The 22,273-nt window shown below is 41.7% G+C and carries 14 protein-coding genes and 1 pseudogene; 4 read left to right on the plus strand and 11 right to left on the minus strand.

What is annotated here, in order from left to right; genetic code table 11:
* Window positions 1-44 precede the first annotated feature (44 nt).
* The 4 genes from ACKPQ5_RS00515 to ACKPQ5_RS00530 all read left to right on the plus strand — a co-directional run bounded on the left by ACKPQ5_RS00515 (window position 45) and on the right by ACKPQ5_RS00530 (window position 4,588).
* Window positions 45-317 (plus strand): RNA recognition motif domain-containing protein, encoded by a 273-nt coding sequence (locus ACKPQ5_RS00515; protein WP_407677128.1) that lies wholly within the window; start codon window positions 45-47, stop codon window positions 315-317.
* Window positions 318-413: 96 nt separating this feature from the next.
* Window positions 414-1,682 carry a flagellin N-terminal helical domain-containing protein gene (locus ACKPQ5_RS00520; protein WP_407677129.1) on the plus strand — a complete coding sequence of 423 codons (1,269 nt, stop codon included), beginning with the start codon at window positions 414-416 and terminating at the stop codon, window positions 1,680-1,682.
* Window positions 1,683-1,763: 81 nt separating this feature from the next.
* On the plus strand, window positions 1,764-3,179 hold the full coding sequence (locus ACKPQ5_RS00525; RefSeq protein WP_407677130.1) for a Glu/Leu/Phe/Val family dehydrogenase: 1,416 nt from the start codon (window positions 1,764-1,766) through the stop codon (window positions 3,177-3,179).
* A 5-nt stretch (window positions 3,180-3,184) separates the two neighbouring features.
* Window positions 3,185-4,588 carry an aldehyde dehydrogenase family protein gene (locus tag ACKPQ5_RS00530; protein ID WP_407677131.1) on the plus strand — a complete coding sequence of 468 codons (1,404 nt, stop codon included), beginning with the start codon at window positions 3,185-3,187 and terminating at the stop codon, window positions 4,586-4,588.
* Between the two features lie 4 nt (window positions 4,589-4,592).
* Here ACKPQ5_RS00530 and ACKPQ5_RS00535 read toward each other — a convergent pair whose 3' ends face one another.
* The 11 genes and pseudogenes from ACKPQ5_RS00535 to ACKPQ5_RS00585 form a co-directional block, all read right to left on the minus strand.
* Window positions 4,593-6,020 (minus strand): ABC transporter permease, encoded by a 1,428-nt coding sequence (locus ACKPQ5_RS00535; protein WP_407677145.1) that lies wholly within the window; start codon window positions 6,018-6,020, stop codon window positions 4,593-4,595.
* A gap of 189 nt (window positions 6,021-6,209) precedes the next feature.
* Window positions 6,210-6,662, minus strand: a pseudogene (locus tag ACKPQ5_RS00540) (ABC transporter ATP-binding protein); the annotation flags it as partial.
* A 26-nt stretch (window positions 6,663-6,688) separates the two neighbouring features.
* On the minus strand, window positions 6,689-8,110 hold the full coding sequence (locus tag ACKPQ5_RS00545; protein ID WP_407677132.1) for an efflux RND transporter periplasmic adaptor subunit: 1,422 nt from the start codon (window positions 8,108-8,110) through the stop codon (window positions 6,689-6,691).
* A gap of 78 nt (window positions 8,111-8,188) precedes the next feature.
* Entirely contained in the window at window positions 8,189-10,507 is a 2,319-nt protein-coding gene (locus tag ACKPQ5_RS00550) for a hypothetical protein (RefSeq protein WP_407677133.1), read from the minus strand.
* A gap of 34 nt (window positions 10,508-10,541) precedes the next feature.
* Window positions 10,542-12,008 (minus strand): DUF1501 domain-containing protein, encoded by a 1,467-nt coding sequence (locus tag ACKPQ5_RS00555; protein ID WP_407677134.1) that lies wholly within the window; start codon window positions 12,006-12,008, stop codon window positions 10,542-10,544.
* Between the two features lie 52 nt (window positions 12,009-12,060).
* Window positions 12,061-17,934 carry a DUF1549 domain-containing protein gene (locus tag ACKPQ5_RS00560; protein ID WP_407677135.1) on the minus strand — a complete coding sequence of 1,958 codons (5,874 nt, stop codon included), beginning with the start codon at window positions 17,932-17,934 and terminating at the stop codon, window positions 12,061-12,063.
* Between the two features lie 214 nt (window positions 17,935-18,148).
* Window positions 18,149-18,946 (minus strand): PhzF family phenazine biosynthesis protein, encoded by a 798-nt coding sequence (locus tag ACKPQ5_RS00565; RefSeq protein WP_407677136.1) that lies wholly within the window; start codon window positions 18,944-18,946, stop codon window positions 18,149-18,151.
* Window positions 18,947-19,176: 230 nt separating this feature from the next.
* Window positions 19,177-20,577 carry a Gfo/Idh/MocA family protein gene (locus ACKPQ5_RS00570; RefSeq protein ID WP_407677137.1) on the minus strand — a complete coding sequence of 467 codons (1,401 nt, stop codon included), beginning with the start codon at window positions 20,575-20,577 and terminating at the stop codon, window positions 19,177-19,179.
* A gap of 142 nt (window positions 20,578-20,719) precedes the next feature.
* Complete coding sequence (locus tag ACKPQ5_RS00575) at window positions 20,720-21,220, minus strand: hypothetical protein (RefSeq protein ID WP_407677138.1); 501 nt, start codon at window positions 21,218-21,220, stop codon at window positions 20,720-20,722.
* A 13-nt stretch (window positions 21,221-21,233) separates the two neighbouring features.
* Window positions 21,234-21,632: a hypothetical protein gene (locus ACKPQ5_RS00580; RefSeq protein ID WP_407677139.1), complete on the minus strand. Its 399-nt coding sequence runs from the start codon at window positions 21,630-21,632 to the stop codon at window positions 21,234-21,236.
* Between the two features lies 1 nt (window position 21,633).
* A complete protein-coding gene (locus tag ACKPQ5_RS00585; protein ID WP_407677140.1) occupies window positions 21,634-22,248 on the minus strand; it encodes an RNA polymerase sigma factor in 615 nt (204 codons plus the stop codon).
* Between the last annotated feature and the right edge of the window lie 25 nt (window positions 22,249-22,273).

Here is a 22,273-nt window from a genome sequence, read left to right on the forward strand (position 1 = left end):
AAAGTGTTACGAACGATCTAGGATAATTCAAAGAAAATAGTAAAATGGAAATATATGTGGGAAATCTCCCTTGGTCAATCAGTGATCAAGATTTATCGGATGCATTTGGTGCACACGGAAAAGTTGAAAAAGCTGCAATCATATCTGATCGCACTTCAGGACGTTCTAAAGGCTTCGGCTTTGTGACTATGGAAGACGCAGACGAAGCTAATAAAGCAATCGAAGCAATGAACGGTGCTGAAATGGCTGGACGAAACCTTAAAGTGAATGAGGCACGCCCTCGTGAGGAACGACCTCCTCGCCAAGACAACTGGTAATCTTTAAACAAAAAAATCCGCTTAACGCGGATTTTTTTTGGCTTATTTCAAAATTGATTAAAGGTTAATAGGATACGGTCGACTTTAAAAAGTCACATGGCTTTTCATATAAATTCAAATTCTGCTACCTCCATTTCCCGACAATATTCAAACAAAGCAATTCAAGGCACTAAAAAAAGTATACAAAGAATAAGCTCTGGTCAAAAAATTGTTTCTCCTAGTGACGACGCTGCTGGACTTGCCATCGCAGGTAAACTAGCGGGTAAAACGAAAAATCTGTTTAAACTAAAAGAAAATTTTCAGAATTCATTATCTTTCTTGCAAATTCAAAATAGTATTATTGAGAATGCAGGAAAGATGATTTCTCGAGCTAGTGAACTCAAACATCAATTTCACGATGTAACAAAAAATAGTTCTGATAAAGCAAATTACGATGAAGAATTTAGAGAAATACAATTACAATTAAGAGAACTGCAACAGCAAAAGTTTAACGGAGTTAGTTTGTTTGCGAGTGGAAATGTGAAATCATTAGCCTCATCCTCTAATCATGCAAGCATTCTAAAAGTCGATCACCTCGATCACAGCAAATCATTGGATATTCACAGAACTGGCATCTTCGATTCCTTGTTTATTGAAAAACAACCAAACGAACAAGAGGTACCATTTCCCAATATTAACGGAGATGGCAATGAAACTAAACTGACGGTCCCGTTAACTTCTCGAAATGGCTCAGTTACATGGAATATTCAATCTGGTTTTGCTGGAGACCGATTTACAATACAACAAGGCACAGACATTTTGTTAGACGATGTTTACGGAAAACTATTTTTTGGTCCAAATCCTAATATCGTATTCGGGGATGGTTTTACTGGTAATGCCAGCACTAATGATCACATATTTAATAAAGATCCAGCAACGGGCGCACCGATCCCTTTTCCATTAACTAATAATAATCCTTCTGATCAACTTACCTTTTATGTAAACAAAGGGGGCCAACCCGCAGGGGTTACAGAGTGGGAAACTGACATTAAGATAACTTATAGTTCTACTCAAATGTCATTAACAGATGGTAACATTTATTCACTGGGTGACTTTGAATTTTCTGAGTTTTCAGGGTTCTCCGATGTAATATCGAATGCAATTGCACAAAACGGATCTACGCAATCAAGGATTAATTACGAGTACGAACACATCAACACATCTCAAATTCATTTATCAAGTGCTCATAGTAAAATTAACGATGCTGACTTCGCCAAAGAATCTTTAAGACTAGCAAAATTTAACATTTTAAGCCAATCATCCGCGAAAATGATTGGACAAGCTAATCAGCTGACAAAACTTGCTATCAAAATCATGGGACAATAGCCCAAAGGCATTTTTTGGCTTATTTCAAACTCTTTTTACTTCGAGTTTGCCTGATATAAAAAATTACTTCAGGAATTCACTATGAGTATAGAGAACCCAACCACATTTCTTCAGAGTGTAGATCGCAGTTTTAACCAAGCAGCTTCTGCATTGGATTTACCCAAAGGGCTTGCCAGGCAAATTCGTACTTGTAACGCAATTTGCGAAATGAAATTTGGAGTTGAGATACAGGGTGGTTACGAAATCTTTACCGGTTGGAGAGCAACACATAGTGAGCATGTTCTACCAGCAAAAGGAGGAATCCGATACGCACCATTTGCGGACCAGCAGGAAGTGGAAGCACTCGCGGCTCTAATGACCTACAAATGCTCGATAGTAAGTGTTCCCTATGCAGGCTCGAAAGGTGCTCTCAAAATAGATCCAAAAAAATATTCGATTGAGGAACTCGAACACATAACAAGGCGATTTGCTCAGGAATTGGATAAAAGAGGGCTACTCGGACCAGGAATCAATGTACCGGCCCCCGATATGGGCACGGGGCAAAGAATGATGTCTTGGATTGCGGATGAATATCAAAAGCTTCACCCCTCTGATATAAATGCACAAGGATGCGTGACTGGAAAACCGGTTCACTTTGGAGGCGTAGAAGGCAGAATGGAAGCAACTGGCAGGGGAGTGCAATTTGGACTCCAGGAATTTTTCAGGCACCCAGATGATATAGCAAAGGCAAAATTAGATGGCTCCTTAGCTGGAAAAAAAATTATCATCCAAGGTCTGGGAAATGTTGGCTACCATGCTGCCAAATTTCTAAGGGAAGAAGACGGAGCTTTAATTATTGCGATTCTAGAACGTGATGGTGCGATTATTGATGAAAAAGGCTTGGATGTAGAAGCGGTTTCAAAGTATAAATTAGAACATGGAAAAGTAGAGGGATTCCCTGGTTCACAATTCGTTAAGAATGGAAATGACGTTCTCGAACATCCATGTGATATTCTTATACCGGCCGCAATGGAGGGAGTCATTACTCACATAAATGCACCGCGAATAAAAGCAAAAGTTGTAGCTGAAGCTGCAAATGGCCCGGTTACTTACGAAGCGGATCAAATTCTGAACGAAAAAGGAATTTTTATTATACCCGATGCCTATCTAAATGCAGGTGGAGTTACAGTATCTTATTTTGAATGGCTCAAAAATCTGTCTCATGTTCGATTTGGCCGAATGGATAGACGCTTTGTTGAGGCCCAAGGGCAAAAAATTATTGAGGCCATTGAAAGTGGAATTGGAAAATCGATTGCCGAAGCTGCTAAAAATAAATTACTCGCTGGACCTAATGAAATTGACCTCGTTCGGTCAGGATTGGACGACACCATGAGAGTTGCTTATTCACAAATAAAAGAACAGGAGCTTTCAAATAGTAAAATTAATGATCGAAGAACTGCTGCCTACGCTCTTGCCATCCGCAATATCGCGGATATCTACGAAAGCATGTATCTTTAAGGACCGTGCCAGTTCTTTTCTCGGACGCATCGAAACAGGAAATTAATCAGTCTTTATTACTTGCCGAACAAGCATTTAATAAGTTTCGAAAATTAGATGGTTTAAGCCGGGCAAAATTCCTCGAGAAAATCGGTAATGAGGTAGAAAAAAACAGTAACGATATCGTCACGATTGCCCAAAATGAAACTTGTCTAGGCAAAACACGACTGGAAATGGAATTGTCTCGTACAGTTTCAGAAATTCATACTTTTGCAAAACTTGCGAGATCTGAGGAATGGCATAACCTGCCGACTCAAAGTGTTGGTGGTAAAATTAATGCACCCCGCCTAATTACTAATAATATTCCAATCGGTCCAGTTCTTGTAATTGGAGCATGTAATTTCCCTCTCGCCATATCCGTGATCGGAACTGATACAATTTCTGCCCTTTCTGTTGGTTGCACGGTAGTAGTTAAAGCTCATCCGGCTCATCCTCAAACCTGTCAATTCCTTGCCGATATTGTCATCAAAGTAATGAAGCAATCTGAAATTCCATTAGGGACATTTCAACTTATTCATGGTCAAAATTATAAGGTGACACAAAATTTAGTAACCCATCCCAATACTTCATGCGTTGCCTTTACTGGATCGCTCCGGGGCGGAGCCAAATTGTCTAAACTTTCATCCCAACGAAAAAAACCCATTCCTTTTCATGGAGAGATGGGAAGCCTGAATCCTGTAATCGCCCTCCCCCACAAGGTTGAACAGCACCCCGAACAACTTGCATCGGATTATATCCAAGCAGTTACTCTGTTTGCGGGGCAAATGTGTACAAAACCGGGCGCCCTGTTCATTATCGATTCAAATTGCAACACACCCTTTCTTAATCAGATCAAGGAAAATGTAGAACGCCAAGAAATTCTCCCCATGCTTAATTCTGATGTTTATGAGAATTTTGAAAAAGGAGTTCATTTCCTTAAGCAAAAACTTTCTTTATTGGCCACTAATGACAATCAACTGACTAGTATTAAAAATCCAGCTTATTGTAGAATTTTCGAACTGGACTCAACTGAATTTATTCAAAACACCGACTTGAGAACTGAAGCGTTTGGGCCCGCGTCATTATTGATTAAATGTAAGGATGAGAACTCCCTATTTCAGTGCATAGATTCATGTGAAGGTAGTTTAACCGCCAGTATTCATTGTTCAAAAAAGGAGTATCCTTTGGCTCAGAGAATAACCCAAAAACTCGAATCAAAAGTGGGACGAATGGTGTGGAATGGTTTTCCTCCCGGGGTAACACCTGGACCCGCTACACATCATGGAGGTCCTTGGCCTGCCAGCACCAATTCGCGCTACACTTCCATTGGAAAAGAAGCCTACCAAAGATTTATCCGTCCTGTCTGCAGACAGGGATTCCCTGTAAACTAGTTTATTAACTCGCGTGCCTTAAGGCGTCAACTGGGCTCATTTCAGAAGCTTTTCGAGCGGGGTAAATCCCAAAAATAATACCCGTTAAAACCGCAGTTAGAAAAACGAGGGGTAATGACCAAAGTACCAATTCCGGAGTCATATTTTTCATCGAAGGAGGGAGAGATTCAAAAATGGTTGGAGTAAATTTTTCCAATAAACCAAGTCCAAAGTCATACGCTGGCTCGCAAAGAAATCCAGCGACAATACCTAATAATCCACCCAGGCCAGACAAGGCCACAGTCTCAATGAGGAACTGTAGAGTAATATCGGATTTTCTAGCACCCAATGCTCGTCGAATCCCAATCTCACGAGTTCTCTCCGTAACGGTGGCCATCATAATATTCATAATTCCAATACCCCCAACAAGTAGAGAAATTCCTGCCACAAGTCCCATTAATGCAACAAATGTAAGCCGGGCTTTTTCTGCCTGCTCCATTAATTCCAATGGAATCGCGAGTTGATAATCTTCCATGTCATGTTCTTTGGCGAAAAAATCACGAAGCATTTGGGCAACGGTCATTAATTTATTTGGATCTTCCAAAGTAACCGTGATCTTAGAAACCAAAGGCGTGCCGTCATACCCACGGAAGTAATAATCAAATACTTTATTCCAAACAGTTTGAAGGGGTAAGTATACATTATCATCAAATAATTCCTTAAAGCCCAGTTTATCAGTATCCTTCAATTCAGTCTTAGGACTCACCTCACCGACAACAGTGTACAAATTGCCCGATATATTCACAGTATTCCCAACGGAATCACCAAAGGGAAAGAGTGTTTTAGCCAAGCCTGTAGCTAAAACACAAACTTCCGCCGATTCTTGATTATCGAATTCGGATAAAAACCTACCCTTGCTTACTTCTAAATTATGTAGTTTTTGGTAGTTTGGATTACAACCTAGCAATTCAGCCCTTGTCTTTCCTTCTTTTGTAAAAACCTGACGATTATTAAGTTCACGAGTGGGATAAATCGCGGATAGGTGTGGAATTAACTCTGTAATCTTCTTTAAATCATTTGCGGTAATGCCATAGGAATAAAAATAGTTCCCTTTGCTTTTTCGCTCTGACTCAGGCGGTCGTTTTGAGGAAAGAATCAGGTTATTTGCACCGAGTGCCATAATCTCACCTTCTGCTTTTTCTGCAATTCCTTCCCCGATTGCAAGTAGCCAAACCACACTCACAACTCCGATAAAAACTCCTAAGCCAGTGAGTAAGGAACGCATTGGATGAGTCCAAATGCTCAACAGTGCGGCTTTTCCAAGATTATGCCAAAACCGGGATAGTCGTTGCCCCCAGGAAATTACCACTTTTGGTTTTGATTGAGATACGGTTGTTCTAACAGTAACTGGCTGATGGGTGCGGATATCTTCTACAATCCTTCCATCCTTCATTCGAATAATTCGACGGGCCCGGCGGGCAACTTCATCTTCATGTGTCACTAATACCACTGTTTTACCCTCCTCATTTAACTGATCCAATAAACGAAGGATTTCTTCGGTCGTCTTACTATCCAAATTTCCAGTCGGTTCATCAGCCAATAAAAAGGCGGGATTACTAGATAACGAACGGGCAATGCCAACCCGTTGTTGTTGACCGCCCGAAAGTTCCTGCGGGCGGTGATTTAAACGATCCCCCAAACCTACTCTCTCCGCAAGTTCTTTAGCTTCTGACAAACTATCGTTATCTCCCCGAAGATAAGCCCTGGGCATTCTTATATTTTCTAATACATTTAAATAAGGTATTAAATTATAGGATTGAAAAACAAATCCAATTGATTGCCCTCGTACTTGAGATAGTTCGTTATCAGATAATTGAGTGACTTCACAGCCATTCACTTCATAAAAACCTTCCGTAGCTCGGTCTAAACAACCTAATAAATTGAGTAGTGTACTTTTTCCCGACCCTGATGGTCCCATAATGGCGACATAATCCCCTGCAGGTACATTTAAATCAACTGAATCAAGGGCTTTGACCTCTTCCTCGCCCATTTGATAGATTTTGGACAGAGATCGAACCGAAAAAGCAAAGCTCATTGATTAAAATAATGCAAAAAACTTACTTAACCTGCAGTCACATCATCAGTAAACCAATGGGCATACTGTTCAATAAAAGAATCGGGATTAACCAATACTTTTTCACCTTCTTGTAATCCTTTCAGTATTACAACCCTACTCAAATTTTTAGGCCCCAGCTCCAATGTACGTAAGGCAAAGTCATCTTTACCGACAATACTGACGAAGCAGTATGCTTTTCCATTTTTAAGGAAAACTGCGGTTAATGGAATTTGTAAAGCCCGATCTATCCTTTCGGACAGGACTGATACTTTTGCTGACATACCGGATCGAATTCCATCTGGCGGGTTATCAATTAATACATGAGTCGCATACTCTTTAATGTGCGAGGTATAACGGCTCACGGAGGGAAGCGGATACTCGCTTACCGATTCAACCTCGCCAGTTAGGTCAATTCCACGCAACGCATCGATGCTGATCGAGCACGTCATTCCCTTCTTTATCTGTTCCACCCGATTTTCATTCACTTTTGCAATAACACGCATGAGTGATGCGTCCGGTAAGCGAATAATTTTTTGACGTTCTCGAACTAATTTCCCTTCTTCAATAAGAATACCATCATCCGAACCTGAATTCGAACGATTCGCATAAGTAACTGCTCCGCTTGATGGAGAATTGATAATACACTTTTTAATCTGCTCGTTAATTTCTTTCTCTCTGGCACATTCTAATTCATAAGAATTTTCTACCGACTTAAGTTTTGCTTCTGAAGTATGAATCGATGCGTTTAGATCATTCACTTTTGCTTTTTTGGAATGGACCCGAAGGACTTCCAGCTTGGTTTGAGCGAGGTCGAGTTCTTTACGTGCCTTTTCTACTGCAAATTGGTCGGCTTCTAATTGAGCTGCGGAAACATACCCCTTCACTGCTAAACGTTTACTGTATAGAAAATATTCCTCCGCTCTTCGAAGATTCTCTTTACCCACAAACTCTGAACTTTCGAGCTGTTCTTCCTCTTGCTTAAATGAACCCGATAAGTATTCGTCTAAAGACAATTCTGCTGCCTCCAAATCTGCTCGTGCTTTTACCAAGGACGCACGAGATTGATAAACCGCGATTCGCTGTTGAAGTAAGTCTTTTTGAAGTGCCGCATCATCAAGTCGGACTAAAAAATCGCCTTTCTTCACGAGAGTTCCCTCCGGAACGATTTCCAAAATACTAATCCCCGATGAACTTCTACTTCGAACCTCGCAGCGAATTTCAATATTCTCTGCACTTTCGACCTCGCCTGGCTCTGTTATTTCAAGAACAAACTCAGCCACTCGAGCCTCTTCCCAGAGGGGTTGAATGGCAAAGCTATCCTCCGACTCATCTCCGGTAATCCACCAAGCAAAAGAAAGCATTCCGGCTCCCACAAAGCCCAAGAGTGCTTTGGTCGAAATAAAACCAGCTTTTGATTTTGGAAACATAATAACAAACCTTAATAATCTACAATTAAAAATTCAGCAAGTTAGGATCAAGGAATCCATTACTTTTGATAAAGGAGGTTACGGTGATAAAACAGGTCCACCGTCTAACCATAGACCATTCTCTGCGAGTCGCATTGCTCCCAAGTCGTAAGTAAGCCTCATCCGCATCGCTTCATAGCCAATCCAAACGCTCAAAAAAGAATTACTCGCTTCCAATAAATCATTTAATGCATTTACCAAATCACGAGCAGTCGTGGCACCAAACTGAGAATTCTTTCCAGGTTGGGGAGGTTCATTCAGACGTAGACGAGCTAAGTCTACTTGTGCAATTGCACCACGAACAGCGGCACGACTCAGTTCGAAATTCAACTGATAGAGTTTAGACATTCGTGAATGTTGACGCAGTGATCGTAAAACACTGTCCTCAAAGGCTAAATATTGACGTCTCGCTTGTTGGTATTGAATTAAAGAAGCTTGGTATCGATTGCGTTCACGAACTTTCGAGAGAGGAGTGTCTAACTCTATCCCCAACTGCACCCTTCCTTCATGTGAGTTGAAATGACCCGAGTTCATTGAATCTGAGCCAAGGTCGCCGGATAAAACAAGATCTAAATCTGTACGTAAATCATCCCTAGCTAAATCCGACATTCTCCAAGTATTGACTAAGGCTGCCCGGGCATTCATCCAGTCCAACCGTTCTTTTGATGCAACCTCATGTGCATTCTTGGGATCAACTGACACCTCAATCATCACGATCGACTCGAGTCGGACTGATGCACGGGCAAGGGAAAGTTCAAGGACAACTCCGGTTAAATTATTTAAATGTTTTGCCAAAATACCTCTCTTATTCTCAGGCGGAGTTGTGGATAACGAGTTGAACCACTCATCCAAAAAATCCCATTGAACGGAAAGTTCTTCGTTTAGCCTTACGCTTGTGTTGTTTAAATCCACAACCATTTGCTCCAATACCTTATCTTGAAATGCGTTTTTCCCCATTCCTAGTTCTTTTAAATCAGAACGATTGCGTAAGTTCTCATACCATTTTTTTCGTTGAGGTAATTGAATCACGAGCGTTGCCAAATCTTTTTGTAATCCAAATAAACTTTGATCAGTAGAATCCTTCATTGCCATTATTTGTCTCCCGTAATCTTCGATTTGAACTAGTTCGAGATTTAAATCGGGATTACGAATAATTTGAAGTAATTCGTTAATTTCATCCTGTATCTTTACAAGAGTAGGGTCAGTCAGGCGAAAATGCTCGAGGTAATCATCCTCAACACGAACCATTAAATCAGGAGGGAGTCCTAAAAAAATTTTATAGCCATCCAATTTATTATCAAAAGACGACTTGGCTGCAAGAAGTCCGCTTTGGCCGTTATAAAGTGCCTGTCTTGCCTGATCAACCTGAAGTCGATTTCCAATCCTACCGGCCTCAAATGCCGATTCCAATTGGACAAGACTATCCCTTAACTTGGCCACATTTGCTTCTTGATTTCTGATTCTTTGTACCTCTTGAACCAATCCTAAATAACCGGATACAGAACTTGAAAAAGACGGGGATCGAGGAATCCCATCAGAACCAACTCCTTCCGCTGGATTACTACCAGTAATTACATCAAGAAAGAAGCCCTGTCGAAATTGCTCTAATCTACGAGCATCTGCCAATAATTGTCGTTCAGCCAAAGTAAGACTTTCCTTGTAAACCCGTTTACTCGCACCACGAAGAAGGGGTTGAGTGATAGTAAGATTAGCTAAGGAACCACCCACCCTCCCTTCTCCATTACTTAAATCAAAAGTCAGGCGATTGGCTAATGAAACAACCCAATTGGCGCCCTGCCCTGCCATCCCGCGAATTCCCACTTGAGTCCGTGATTTAATTACCACTTCATCTTCTCCCATTTCCTGGTCCGCCTCTGCTGAGACTCCCCCAAATAAATTGGGCTCTAATCGAAACCTTTCGTAGGTAACATCCAAAGCGGAAAGGTAGAGGTTTTCTTTTTGCCTTTGAAGTTCCGATGAATGCAATATCGCTAGGGACATCGCATTTTCTAAATTCAATGGAACAACCCCAACCTCATCGATTGGAAGTGAATCCTTCCATTGAATACCAACTAATAAATCAGTCGAATTACCATCCGGATAAGCACTTTTTTCCTGCACTAATTCGGTAACCTTTCTCGAATCAGGATCATCGCGAGGAGCGAATGGAAAAGGAGTACTTTGCTGGGGGTTCAATCTAGATTTATTACTTAATTCCCAATTAAAACCAGGAACATCTTTCAAAAGTTCACGGACTTCACGATCCGCACTCTCCGGTTTAATTCTGGAGCGACAAGCTACGAAACAAAAAAGTTCCAGTACTAGTAAAAAACGCAACGCGAAGAGTTGTGCTTTCATGAGCAAAAGGTAAAAACGAAACCGAGTTCTCCAATCAACTGAAAAGCTCAGTAACCGCTTGTGCTTTCACCAACTCACGCGGTTGATTCAAGTGGTTGTAGACAATCGTTTCCGGATCAATCCCAAAACCGTGATAAATCGTTGCCAATAATTCGCGGGGATGAATGGGTTTGTCCAGCGGAGCAGATCCAGTCTTATCAGACTCACCATGTACATATCCTCTTTTTATACCCGCACCGGCAATTATTCCAGTATAACAATAGGGCCAGTGGTCACGACTCCCTCCATCGTTTCCATTCCCTGATGTACTAACCCCTTTTTCTGGACTCCTGCCAAATTCTCCAACGCACACGACCATTGTTTCATCAAGCAAGCCACGCTGGTCTAAATCAGTCATTAATCCAGATAATCCGCGGTCGAGCATAGGGGCAGATTGATTTTTCATTCGTTTTGGTAAATCCTTGTGAGTATCCCAGGAGTGGTTATCCGAATTCGCAACCTTCGGCCAAATTACCTCAACAACGCGGGTTCCCGCCTCCACCAAACGACGGGCGAGGAGACAACTCTGTCCAAATGTATTACGCCCGTAAGAATCTCGAGTCGAGTCAGGTTCCTGATCCAGTGCAAATGCTTCCCTCGCACGTCCTGATGCAACTAATTCAAGTGCCCGATCATAGTGCTGGTTTAAATTGTATTTCTCTACCGCCTTGTCAATCACAGGCATGGCATCGGACATGGCATCTCTTAATTTAGCCCGTCTATTTAAACGAACTCCAAACATATCAGGTCTCATCTGTAGATCATCTACCCGAACTTTGGCCATTTTCTCCATATCCATATCATCACCCGGCGGATAAAGAGTATATGGGTCATAAGCTTTGCCCAAGAAACCAGCGGTTCCTCCTTTACCAACCACGCCGCTTTCCTGAAGAGGCCGAGGAAGCATAACAAAAGGCAGCATTGGCTCTGAAGTAGGTTTAATCCGTATAATATTAGATCCAAAATTAGGAAAGTCTTTGGGACTGGGCGGTTCAAGCTGACCAGAAGGACTAACCTTGTCTGTGGTGTACCCCGTCATCATTTGGTAGATCGCTGCCGTATGATTAAAAAGTCCTTTCGGTGTATAACTGACTGAGCGCATCATGGTGAACTTATCATTTACCTTGGCCAACTGGGGTAAAAGCTCAGTAAAATTAACCCCTGGAATCTTAGTGGAAATCGGTTTAAATATACTTCGTACATTATCAGGTGCATCTGGTTTGGGGTCCCAAAGGTCTAAATGACTGGGTCCGCCCTGTAAATATATCATGATCACACTCTTCGCTTTCCCCCAACCCGGGCCACCTCCACCCAATGGATTCGCAGATGCTTTCATTTGCAACATAGCTCCAAGGGATAAACCTAACATGCTTGAGCCTCCAACTTTTAACACATCCCTTCGACTCATCGGCAGGTGAGCATCACATAAATCTCGTCCTAATTGTCCAGGTATTCCAATCATAATATTATCCTAATTTAGTTTTTTAAAGTTTCAAAGTTGTAACTATTTCGCACTACCGGTTGAAAAGAAAGGCAGGTGTGTTAATTAAGGCCCAAGTCAAATCTTGAGCGCCGATCAGCCTTTTATTTTGCAAGTGCCCTTTGCTAAGTGAAACGGCTCTGCGTAAACGAGCAACTTCAGGTGGCAAGGGAATCGGCTTTTTTGCCTCCGTTAAAATTCCTTCCAATTTTACCAGTTGAGCATCTTTGGGCAGTGGCTTGCTTGCCTCCTTAAGCAACTTGGCAAGCAATACTCTTTCGGAATTGCTCTTTTTGAAGGCATCGGAAAGGGTTTTAAGTTGATCCGAACTACGGTTATTTTTAGCAACGGCAAAGATATCTTTCACCTCCTCTGGTAATCCATATGACACCGGAGGAGGGACATTGGTAACGGCCAATCTAAAACGGCCAAGAGAATGCTGACCACTTTGAAACTGCTGTTTTAATGTAAAAGTTAAATGAACAGGACCTTTAAATGAAACTTTTTCCTTAACCTGAAATGAGGCATAATGGACATTGCCCATTTGAGGAGAAATTGCCCACCCATTTCGACTGGGAGCCACCTTGCCATCTACGGCCGATACAACCGGGTATCCACCCTGGCTAAATGTGGCTAAAGCGTTCTCAAACGAAAGCTTAAGGGGGACTTCATTTCGATATAGCTTAAGCGAACGGATTGCTACTCCATTATCCAGTAGAAGCTGAATACCCTTTAAATCTTGAAGTGAAACAAAATCGAGCCGGTATGATTTCCAATCACTTGATTTTTGAATCTTCAAGCCTGAGGAAAGATTTTTCTGGGAATAGGATTCCGCTTTTGTTTTCCACCCTACTTGAGCAACAGCAGATTTCTTTGCCTTCGCCATCAATTCGATCGCAAAACTTCCCTTTTTACAGGAAAGATCAATTGTCAGACTGGGTTTAGGAACTTGCTCTGCTCCCGACTTATAGTAAAACCCTGATGCTCCTCCCCCATTATAAATTTTAAGAAGCACAAGATTTCGTCCTTTATTCAGGGCAAGAGTTATTTTTTCCTGATCTGGAGCTGCACCTCGTCCGATATTATTTCCCAAAACCAACTGGCCATTAAGATAAACTTTTATTCCGTCATCACTGCCCAAATTTAAAGGAATTTTTGTAGGGGCATCCGCATTAATTACTTTCATTAAATAATTAGAAGAATTTTCGGCGGAGAAAACAGTGCCATATAACACACCTTCTTTCCAATCTGTCCTGACCTTCCAATTATGTTCAATAGCACCATGCTTAAAAACCTTATTCTCATCAAAAGTATAGTCGATTTCCGGCCCCGCTTTTTCATCAAAGCCAACCCCGACAAACGGTCCAATATGATAAAAATTTCCCGATCTAACCTTTCCACTTGGAATGCTTTGGGACAAAAGAATGCTGTCGTTTGATTCTTGAAAATTTGTTTGTAATCCAGGGGACCATTTATTTCCCCCTCCCCTTGTTCCAAAGCTCCAATCACCCTTTACTTCCCAATCTTTTAAATTATGCGAGGGTTTTGAATGAACTTCGAGTTCAGTAAGAACAAAATTCCCATCCCCAGGAGAGCGTCCCGGGCCTTTCTTGGGAAGCCTTGGATCGGTCATCGCCTCCACTCGGACTCCTGTTATCGAGGATAAATTAGTTGTGGTATTCACAACATAACTACCCTTTGCACTTCGGCCACCTACGAATACGGATCCATCTTTTTGAGGCTCGAATTTGACCCCCGGCATTTGGGAAGTAACTTTCCCCATATTCAAGTTTTCCCACTTACTTATTCCGTTCGAATACTCATCTTCCCATTTAGACAATCTTGCCGGGAGTGTTTGATCAAATAAAGTGACCGCATCTTTTGCTTTTTTGATTTCCAGCTTTCGCTTTTCCGAAGCAACTTTAACCGCATTTGCAGTTTTTTTCCTGTAATCATTAATCTCAGAACTGGCCTGACTAATCGCAAGTTCTCGCTCTCTTTCTTTTGCGTTAAGCGATTCTTTGATACCCCTCTCTTCTTCTCTCAATTGTTTAATCAAACTCAGATGGTCGTTCTGCAATTGATCGTTAAATAATTGCAGGCTTTGTGCGATCTCATTCTCCGTTGCCGGACGGTTCAGTATACGAAGAAATAAGTCGTTTATTAATGTGGGGTCATCCTGTTGAGCCTTGGCCATTTTTGTGATTGCATTATTAGGGTCTGAAATCGCGTTGTTTACTGTGGGTCCACTGACAAGAGCCATAATCGGCCCCAACTGAAGCTCACCATTACGTTCGCATTCACAGGAAGTTTCTCGGGCAGGGCGGCCAAAAGTTCCCAAAAAACCATCTGGCAGCTTGATACCCACATCTGGCAGCGATGCGGCACGGGTACCGGCCGGAACTCCTGGAAACTTACTTTTGAAACCTGTTACTTGATACACCGCGTCGAGCAGAGTCTCGGCAGGTAAGCGGCGGGGGTGGGCATGAGAAAAATTGATGGTATCATCCACATTCCAGCTATTGGAACCGACCGAAAGCTGGTATGTTCTTGATTTACATAGTATTTTAATGATGTGCCTTATATTGAAATCACTCTTGATAAACTCTTTCTCTAAATAACTTAAAAGTTTTGGATTACTGGGAGGGTTTCCTGCTCGGATATCATCAATTGGTTCGATTATTCCAATCCCGAAAAGATAGCCCCAAATTCGATTCACATAACTTTTTGCAAAATAGGCATTACTGGGTGAGGTCATCCATGCCGCTAATTTTTCCCGCCTGGACATTCCAGATTTCTCTGCAAATTCGGCCGGATAAGGAAAATCGGGTGCTACCACCTCACCCGTGCGTTCATGTTTCACTTCTCCGAATTTTACATCTTTTACAAACTCATAAAGTGGTTTTCCTCTTTCAACCGCAGTCTTACCAATCTCGTTTTTCCCTGAAGCCGGATCCTTTGACAATTTAAATTGAGCAAAATGGGCGGCCATCTCGTAATACTGGTTTTGAGTCCATCTTTCAAATGGATGATCATGGCATTTATTACAGTTAAATCGAGTAGCGAGGAATAAATGGGTTGTATTCTCCATAGTATCCTCGGGGGTTCTCAAGATTTTAAAATACGATGCGGGCGGATTTTCTTTATTCGAACCCGAGGCAGTTACTACTTTTCGAACAAATTGATCATAGGGAGTATTCTTTTCCATTTCTGCCCGTATCCAAGTGCGTAAGGAAGTTGCCCCCTCTCGTCCCAAAAACTTTCCATTTACTTGCAGTAAATCGGCCCATTTATTGGTCCAGTGTTCAAGAAAGTCTTCACTCCCTACTAATTGATCGATCAATTGATCTCGTTTCAACTGGGAAACTCCTTTTTGCTTGGTAAAATCTAAAACCTGATCAAGACTCGGAGGGAGACCAGTTAAATCGAGGTAAACCCGACGAAGAAACTCAAGATCGCCGCTTATTGGCGAGGGAAGTATTTTCATCCGCTTCCACTTCTGGGCTACTAATTGATCCACCTTATTATTGTGGGAAGGTTCCTTCCATTGAAATCCCTTACGATCCCCCATGACCGTTAAGGTAGTTGCGGCATACCGGCCTTCATAACGGGCTAATATAGGTGCCTCTCCTCTACGAAGTGTCGTCATTAAACTCAATTCGTCATGCTCGCTTACTTCTCCATTTCCACTGGTAACAAATGCCTCGTGTGTAACATCCCGTATCTTACCATTGGAAAAGCTGGCTACTACTCTCATTTGCTGGGTCGAGCCAATTTCCTGAACAACTGGATCCTGAGGAAATAATTCAATCTTCTTTACTCGCACTGCATTAGTAGCAAGAGGAGCTCCATTCGCGATCCATGCTTTAATTACCTGATAGTATTTTGAATTAGAATCAACTAATTGACCGCCTTCATGTGGTACCCTGCCCGAAGCTTTTAACAGCATAAGGCTACTATCAGGCGAGGCCACGCTTACCCTTCGACAGGCCATATCATCGGTAAATGCACGAACATCATACAATGCATCGTAGCCTCGGAGAGAGAGTTTGAATCCATTCTTTCCATCTTTTGCCCCATGACAGGTCCCTGAGTTACAACCAAGCTTAGAAATAATGGGATTTACGTCTTCGATAAAATCAGGTTCCCAATTCGCTGTCATTCCAGCAACTTGAACGGGAATTGAAACTTCCCGATTTGCAAAATGGGCAACAAGCACGCCCCTCCCATCTTTCTTCGGTGAAAATAATCCTCTCTTATTCACAGTCCCGATTCCTCCTTTTACTCTCCATTTTGCCATGCGAGTAACATCCACTCTTCCTCCTCCTTGTAAGTCTGCACTTAGCAAAAGTTGGCAATAATCAATTGCCCGGGAAATGGATATAGTCTTGGGTTCGAGAATAAGGTTTTCAACCTCAGCTCCCTTTCTTAAAGACTCGGTCACCTCCAAAGACTGTTCAGATTGCTTTACTGAAAATAGTAGATTGTTCACCTGTTCGGACTTTTTCTTAATGGGAACGGGGATGAATTTTCGAAAGATTTCACCGGATGATATTTTGTGTAAACGAATTAATCCATCATATCCCCCTGATGCCAAGGTCTTACCATCAGGTGAGCAGGATAAAGAATAGATGGCAGAATTTGGTATTTGCTTCCTCCATAGTTCCTTGCCCGACTCGATCTCAAAGCAAGAAATTTCTCCCTTCCCATTCAAACTGCTTCCAGCAAAGCCAAGGTTTCCTTTTGCATTAAAACAGACTGAAAAAATTCGTCCAATTTGAGATTTATATTCACGGATTTGATTGGGATTTCCTCCACCTGCCGGTGCCGCCTTTGTCGCCTGTCTAAATAATTTTGGTTTACCATCAGCACCCCCCACCAATAACTCGGTTTTCCCAGGTCGTACCGCGATTGAATTCTGTCCTCCACTCAAAATCCCGGGTGTGTGGGTGGTTACATTACCGATAAACCTTTCTGTTTTTACATCAGTTTGCTTCACTGTTTTGTCACGGCTTACCGAAAAAATCGAATTTCCATCTTCCGAAAAAACAGTCCCCCTCACCCAGTCATCATGTCCAGACATGTAGGAAATTTGTTTTCCATCGGTGGACTGAATAACTCGAACTGATGAATCACTCCCTCCAAAACCAAGCAATGTACCATCCGGTGACCACGACACCCCGTATAACGTATCGTAAGTTACGGAGTGAGATAATTTTAATTTTTGGACCCTCCAATCCCAAACTTGGATCTCTCCCATTCTTCCCGGTTGTCCCCCTGCTAATGCCAGGTTCTTTCCATCCGGAGAAAAAGTAACCGCTTCAATCCGTTCGGACATCCCGACCAATCTTTTTACAATCGAACTCCCGTCTGATTTGTATATAATAGCCTCATGGAAACCTGACAGGGCAAGGTATTTACCATCAGGAGAATAATCGAGAGAAAGAATTAATGGCGGTATTTCATAGATAGGAAGATTTTCCATGCTGTATTTCGGCCCGGAATTGGCAGGAGAATCATCTTTCGCACCTTCCACAATCCACTGTACAATTTTTTTATATTCTGTGGGATGCAATGCCTTTGCATTTTTCCCTTTAGGCATCTCGGAAGATCCGTCTGGGTTAATCTTGATTTGATCGATCAGATAGCTAACAAAAGGCTTACCAGGAACAACTGCGGGTTTACCTGTTTCTCCGCCCTTTAATAAAGAGAGGAAATGAGTCATCAAATAATCTCCTTTCATTTTTGCAGGTTGGTGACACCCATTACAATTGGCCTGAAAAATAGGTCGAATATCATCATGAAAACTAATCTTTTTCGTTTTTTCTGCCTCGCAAAGAAAAGGAAGCAAGCAGGTACCAAAGAGGAGGAAAACCTGGATGGAGATTTTTCGAAAAGAGAAAGGCATATAATCAATACTGATCTCAATTAATCTTGAGACAAGGGACAAAGTGAGATTTCTAAAATTAAAATCCGCAATGATGCTTATAATTAAGCCATATTCTTAATCCAGAGTTGAGGCTTTCCTGTGAAATTTCTTTCAATCGTCCAATCAATTGTTACCCCAAAAGCTAACTTGAGATGAAACATATAAAATTTTCCTCTCGAAGGAAAAATGAAAACTAGATTGAGATATGCCCTCTCATAAAAGTATCTGCTTTTCCCTCCACCCATATTCCATTTTTGCTCACCCCACATTTGAATGAAGTACCGCGGGGAGATAATTGCTTTGCCCGAAGGGTATCCTTCCCAAGCTTTTTACTCCAGTAAGGAACAAGAACGCAGTGAATTGAACCGCTCACCTCGTCTTCATCCACCCCACAAGCAGGAGCAAAATAGCGCGTAACATAATCAACCTTGGGGTCGGCGGATAAGGCAGTAGCAATAATTCCACGCGCACCTGTAATTCGTTTTAAGAGAATGGGATCGGGTTGCATATCCAGCACAATTGATTCATCAGAAAATACACACAAACAATCTAGACCGATGTAAGTTTCATTCGGATAGGCTCCTAAGCCTTCAACGAGTAATGGGGAAGCAACACAGATTCGGGATGGTAACGAAGGTAGTGCCAAAGATAAGGCACCATTTTCGAGCTTAGTTACTTTTAATTCTCCGCTACTGGAAGAAAAGCATATTGATTTGGCACCCTCAGAGAAACCTTCTTCAAACAGTATATGAGAAGCCGCTAATGTCCCGTGCCCACTAAGATCGATTTCTACTAACGGAGAGAACCAACGGATTGACCATTGGTTGGGGGAATTTAAAAAAAGAAATACAGTTTCAGGTAAATGTGTTTGTGCGGCAATACTTTGTAATTCATCAGTCGACAGCCAATCCTTTAAAATACATACACCAGCGGGATTCCCAGAATAGGAATCCTTACAAAATGCATTTACTTGATAATAGGGTACATTCATTACAATTTAATTAGAAAAAAGCCAATTACTACCTTGCTTACAATTAAAACGCTCGGTTGATTTACATAGATTGAAGCAATAGGTTACAAAAGCAAATTTCATAGCCCGAACGATGCCAATTATCAGAAATTAGCTCAGATAAAATAAATTCTATACAATTGAATCTACACTACCATACATTTGCCAAGCTAAAGGCAAAGAATCTAAAGTGAGTAAAAGAAAAAAAGGTATTAAGCGGGTACAAAACCCCACTGGGAGCGATACGCTTTAGAAATCAATTGATTTGCATCTTTGCGATTAGTGGTGAGTTTTTTGGCATTCCATTTAAATTCTCCACCCACTCGCATCGCAACATTACCCAATAAAATAGCCTCGGTTAAATTCCCGGCATAGTTAAAGTTGGAGAGAGCAATTTCAGGCTTGTTTTCCCGAATTGCCTTCACCCATTCTTCTTTCATCCCCGCGTCTCCTCGACCATTTCGGGCAATCGATTGTTCGGGCAATTCAACTTCATTTTTCTTGTGCCATTTTCCGCCCTTGTATACCAACCAATCGGCTCCATAATCATTGGGAGAATACATTATCCCATCTGTGCCCACAATAAGAAGGCCACTGTTTTTAGGAGTCTGACCATGAAAAAGATCCATTGGGGGTAGATTCTTCACTCCTTTATTATCCTTCCCATTATTACCCACTTTTCCTTCATACCAATGGAATTTGATTGGCCCACGCTTTTCAGTCTTGGGGAAATATAGATTAATACTGGCCCAGGAAGGATAAGTCTCATCATTAATAGGACCCGTGTTTACTGACTCCGCCTTAGTCGGCTGGGTAAGTTCGCATCCCATAAAAGCGAGGTTGGTGGTATGACAAGCCATATCACCTAACGCACCAGTGCCATAATCGTACCATCCTCGCCATTTAAATGGTGCATAACAGGAGTGGTAGGGTCTCATCGGTGCAGGTCCAACAAATGAATCCCAATCGACATGACTCGGTACATCCTCAGCCTCACTTGGGCGAGCTGTAATTGTTGGAGCTTGTGGCCAAACAGGACGATTTGTCCACGCATGTATATCTTTCACCTTCCCTAATCCTCCGGCACGAATGTATTCCGCTCCTTGACGAAGGCCATTCTCTGCAGTTCCTTGATTTCCCATCTGCGTGCAAATTCCCTTTGCATTTGCTAGGGTGGTCATTTGACGAGCTTCCCAAACAGTGTGTGTCATCGGTTTTTGCACATACACATTGATCCCCTTTTGCATTGCCATCATTGCTGCAGGTGCGTGGGTATGATCTGGTGTACTGACTGTAAGTGCATCAATCTTATCTCCATACTGGCTTAGTAATTCTCGATAATCAGAAAATTTGACCGCATCTGGATGCTTTCTTAACGCTACATCCAACCTGCGGGAATCGATATCACAGGCAGCCACGACATCGCCATGAACCGCTGCATGATCAAAATCACTCTTCCCCTTTCCCCCCACTCCGATCCCCGCAACTTGCAGCTTACTATTTGCACCGAAAACTCTTGACGGGAAAAAGTTAAAAGCAAACGCAGTAGACGCGGCTGCCCCCAGAAATGTGCGTCGTGAATAGTGGTAGGTTTTTTGGTAGCTCTTAGTCATGGTAAAAAAAGAATAATATTAAATTTTTCAAAATAAAATAAACTTCAAGCACACCCTGCAAGGCAAAAACACTGGATTGAAGAATTTTCTCAATAGAGAAAACAAACCTATTCACATTTAAACCATAGTATAGAGGACTACACTAATGTTCTGCCTTGATAGTATTAAAATACTGAGTCCGGTCGGCCAAGCACAGTTTGTAAAATTTCCTCATTTCTTCCTTTCGCTTTACTGGCTCCAGGGTTTGCCAATATTTACCAAGGATATTTTGTCGATGACGAAGCATTTTGAGTTCTTTCGTTCTGACCTCAGGCTTTAAATTCCTTAGACTCCTAAGTCGATGTTTAATCTCTTTTTTTCGCTCCAGGCTCATACCCTCAACTCGTTCAATCGTTTGTCTTAAAATCCTGAGCTTTTCAGGAGGTGCATCCAACAACGAACGAAGCAAATCGACTTGATTGGCACCTGGAAATAACGGAACTCCTCGAGAGGTCTTCTTGGACTGATTTTCATCCAAAAAGTGTTTCCTTATTTCTGATTTCTGCATCCGCGAATTATCCCGCTTTTTATCGTCGCTTCCAAAAGTTATATTCAATGAAAAGAACAGAGTAAAAAGAATGAAATGAGGAATAATATTTTTCATTGAGATTATTATATTAGGAATCTAACAACACCAGCAAATCATAGGTTTGTTCACTCAAAAAACTTTCAGGAACATTCAATTCTTCTGGAATTGCCATGAGATCTTCAATTATTATTTTCTCCGAATCATTTAAGTAAGATGGTAAGGAGTTAGGCTCTAGGGCAACGTTTTCTTGATTATCAACTGTAACTTCTAAATCGAGTAAAGGGATGATAAATAATAATGCACAAAATGCTACTCCAATTGAGGCAAAAGGAATGAAATAATGAACCCCTCGACTTACTGATTTATTTTCTAAGTCGAGTTTCTCAATATCAACAAGAAGTGATTCAGTGAATCCTTCATTCAATGATGCACTTTCATTCGAAAGGAAATCCTCAATTACCTTTTCAGGATCATTCTTATTTTTCATCTTATTTTCTATATTCTTGAAGAGTTTTCCTTAAATGAGTGCGTGCCCGATGAATCCAAGTTTTAACACTTGATTCGGACACTTTCATAATATCTGCGATTTCCATATAACTAAGCTCCCTTTGTACGCGCAGTAATAATGCGGTTGAATAGTATTCGGGTATCTCCTTCATGGCAAAATTAAGTATTTCATTCCATTCTTGTGCCTCATTGGTTGGCTGCACGATTTGGCCTTGGATTAATTCATCCGAATAACTCGAAATTTGCTGACGGTTTGATTTCTTTATTTCATCGATTAGTAAATTTCTTGCAATCGTGAAAAGGTAGGTGGAAAATTTTGCCTTCGGTTGGTATCGAGAAGCTGATTGGTATACCCGAATAAAAACTTTCTGAGTCAAATCCTCCGCGTCTGCCTTGTTTTGAAGTGAACGATCAAAAAAGCGAAAGAGTCCATCCTTCCATCGAGTAATTATTTTCTCCATTGCAACAGGACATTTTTCCCCAACTTCTTTCATCAGCAACTGGTCGTCGCTCAGTAAACAATTCTCACGATCTTGATTCTCACTCATTTCAAGTAGAGTGCCATGAGACAATAAAGGATTGGGTACGCTTTGCATGTGTTCTGTCCTTAAAAACGAACGA

This window comes from Candidatus Seribacter sulfatis, assembly GCF_964187635.1.
Classification (GTDB): domain Bacteria; phylum Verrucomicrobiota; class Verrucomicrobiia; order Opitutales; family Seribacteraceae; genus Seribacter; species Seribacter sulfatis.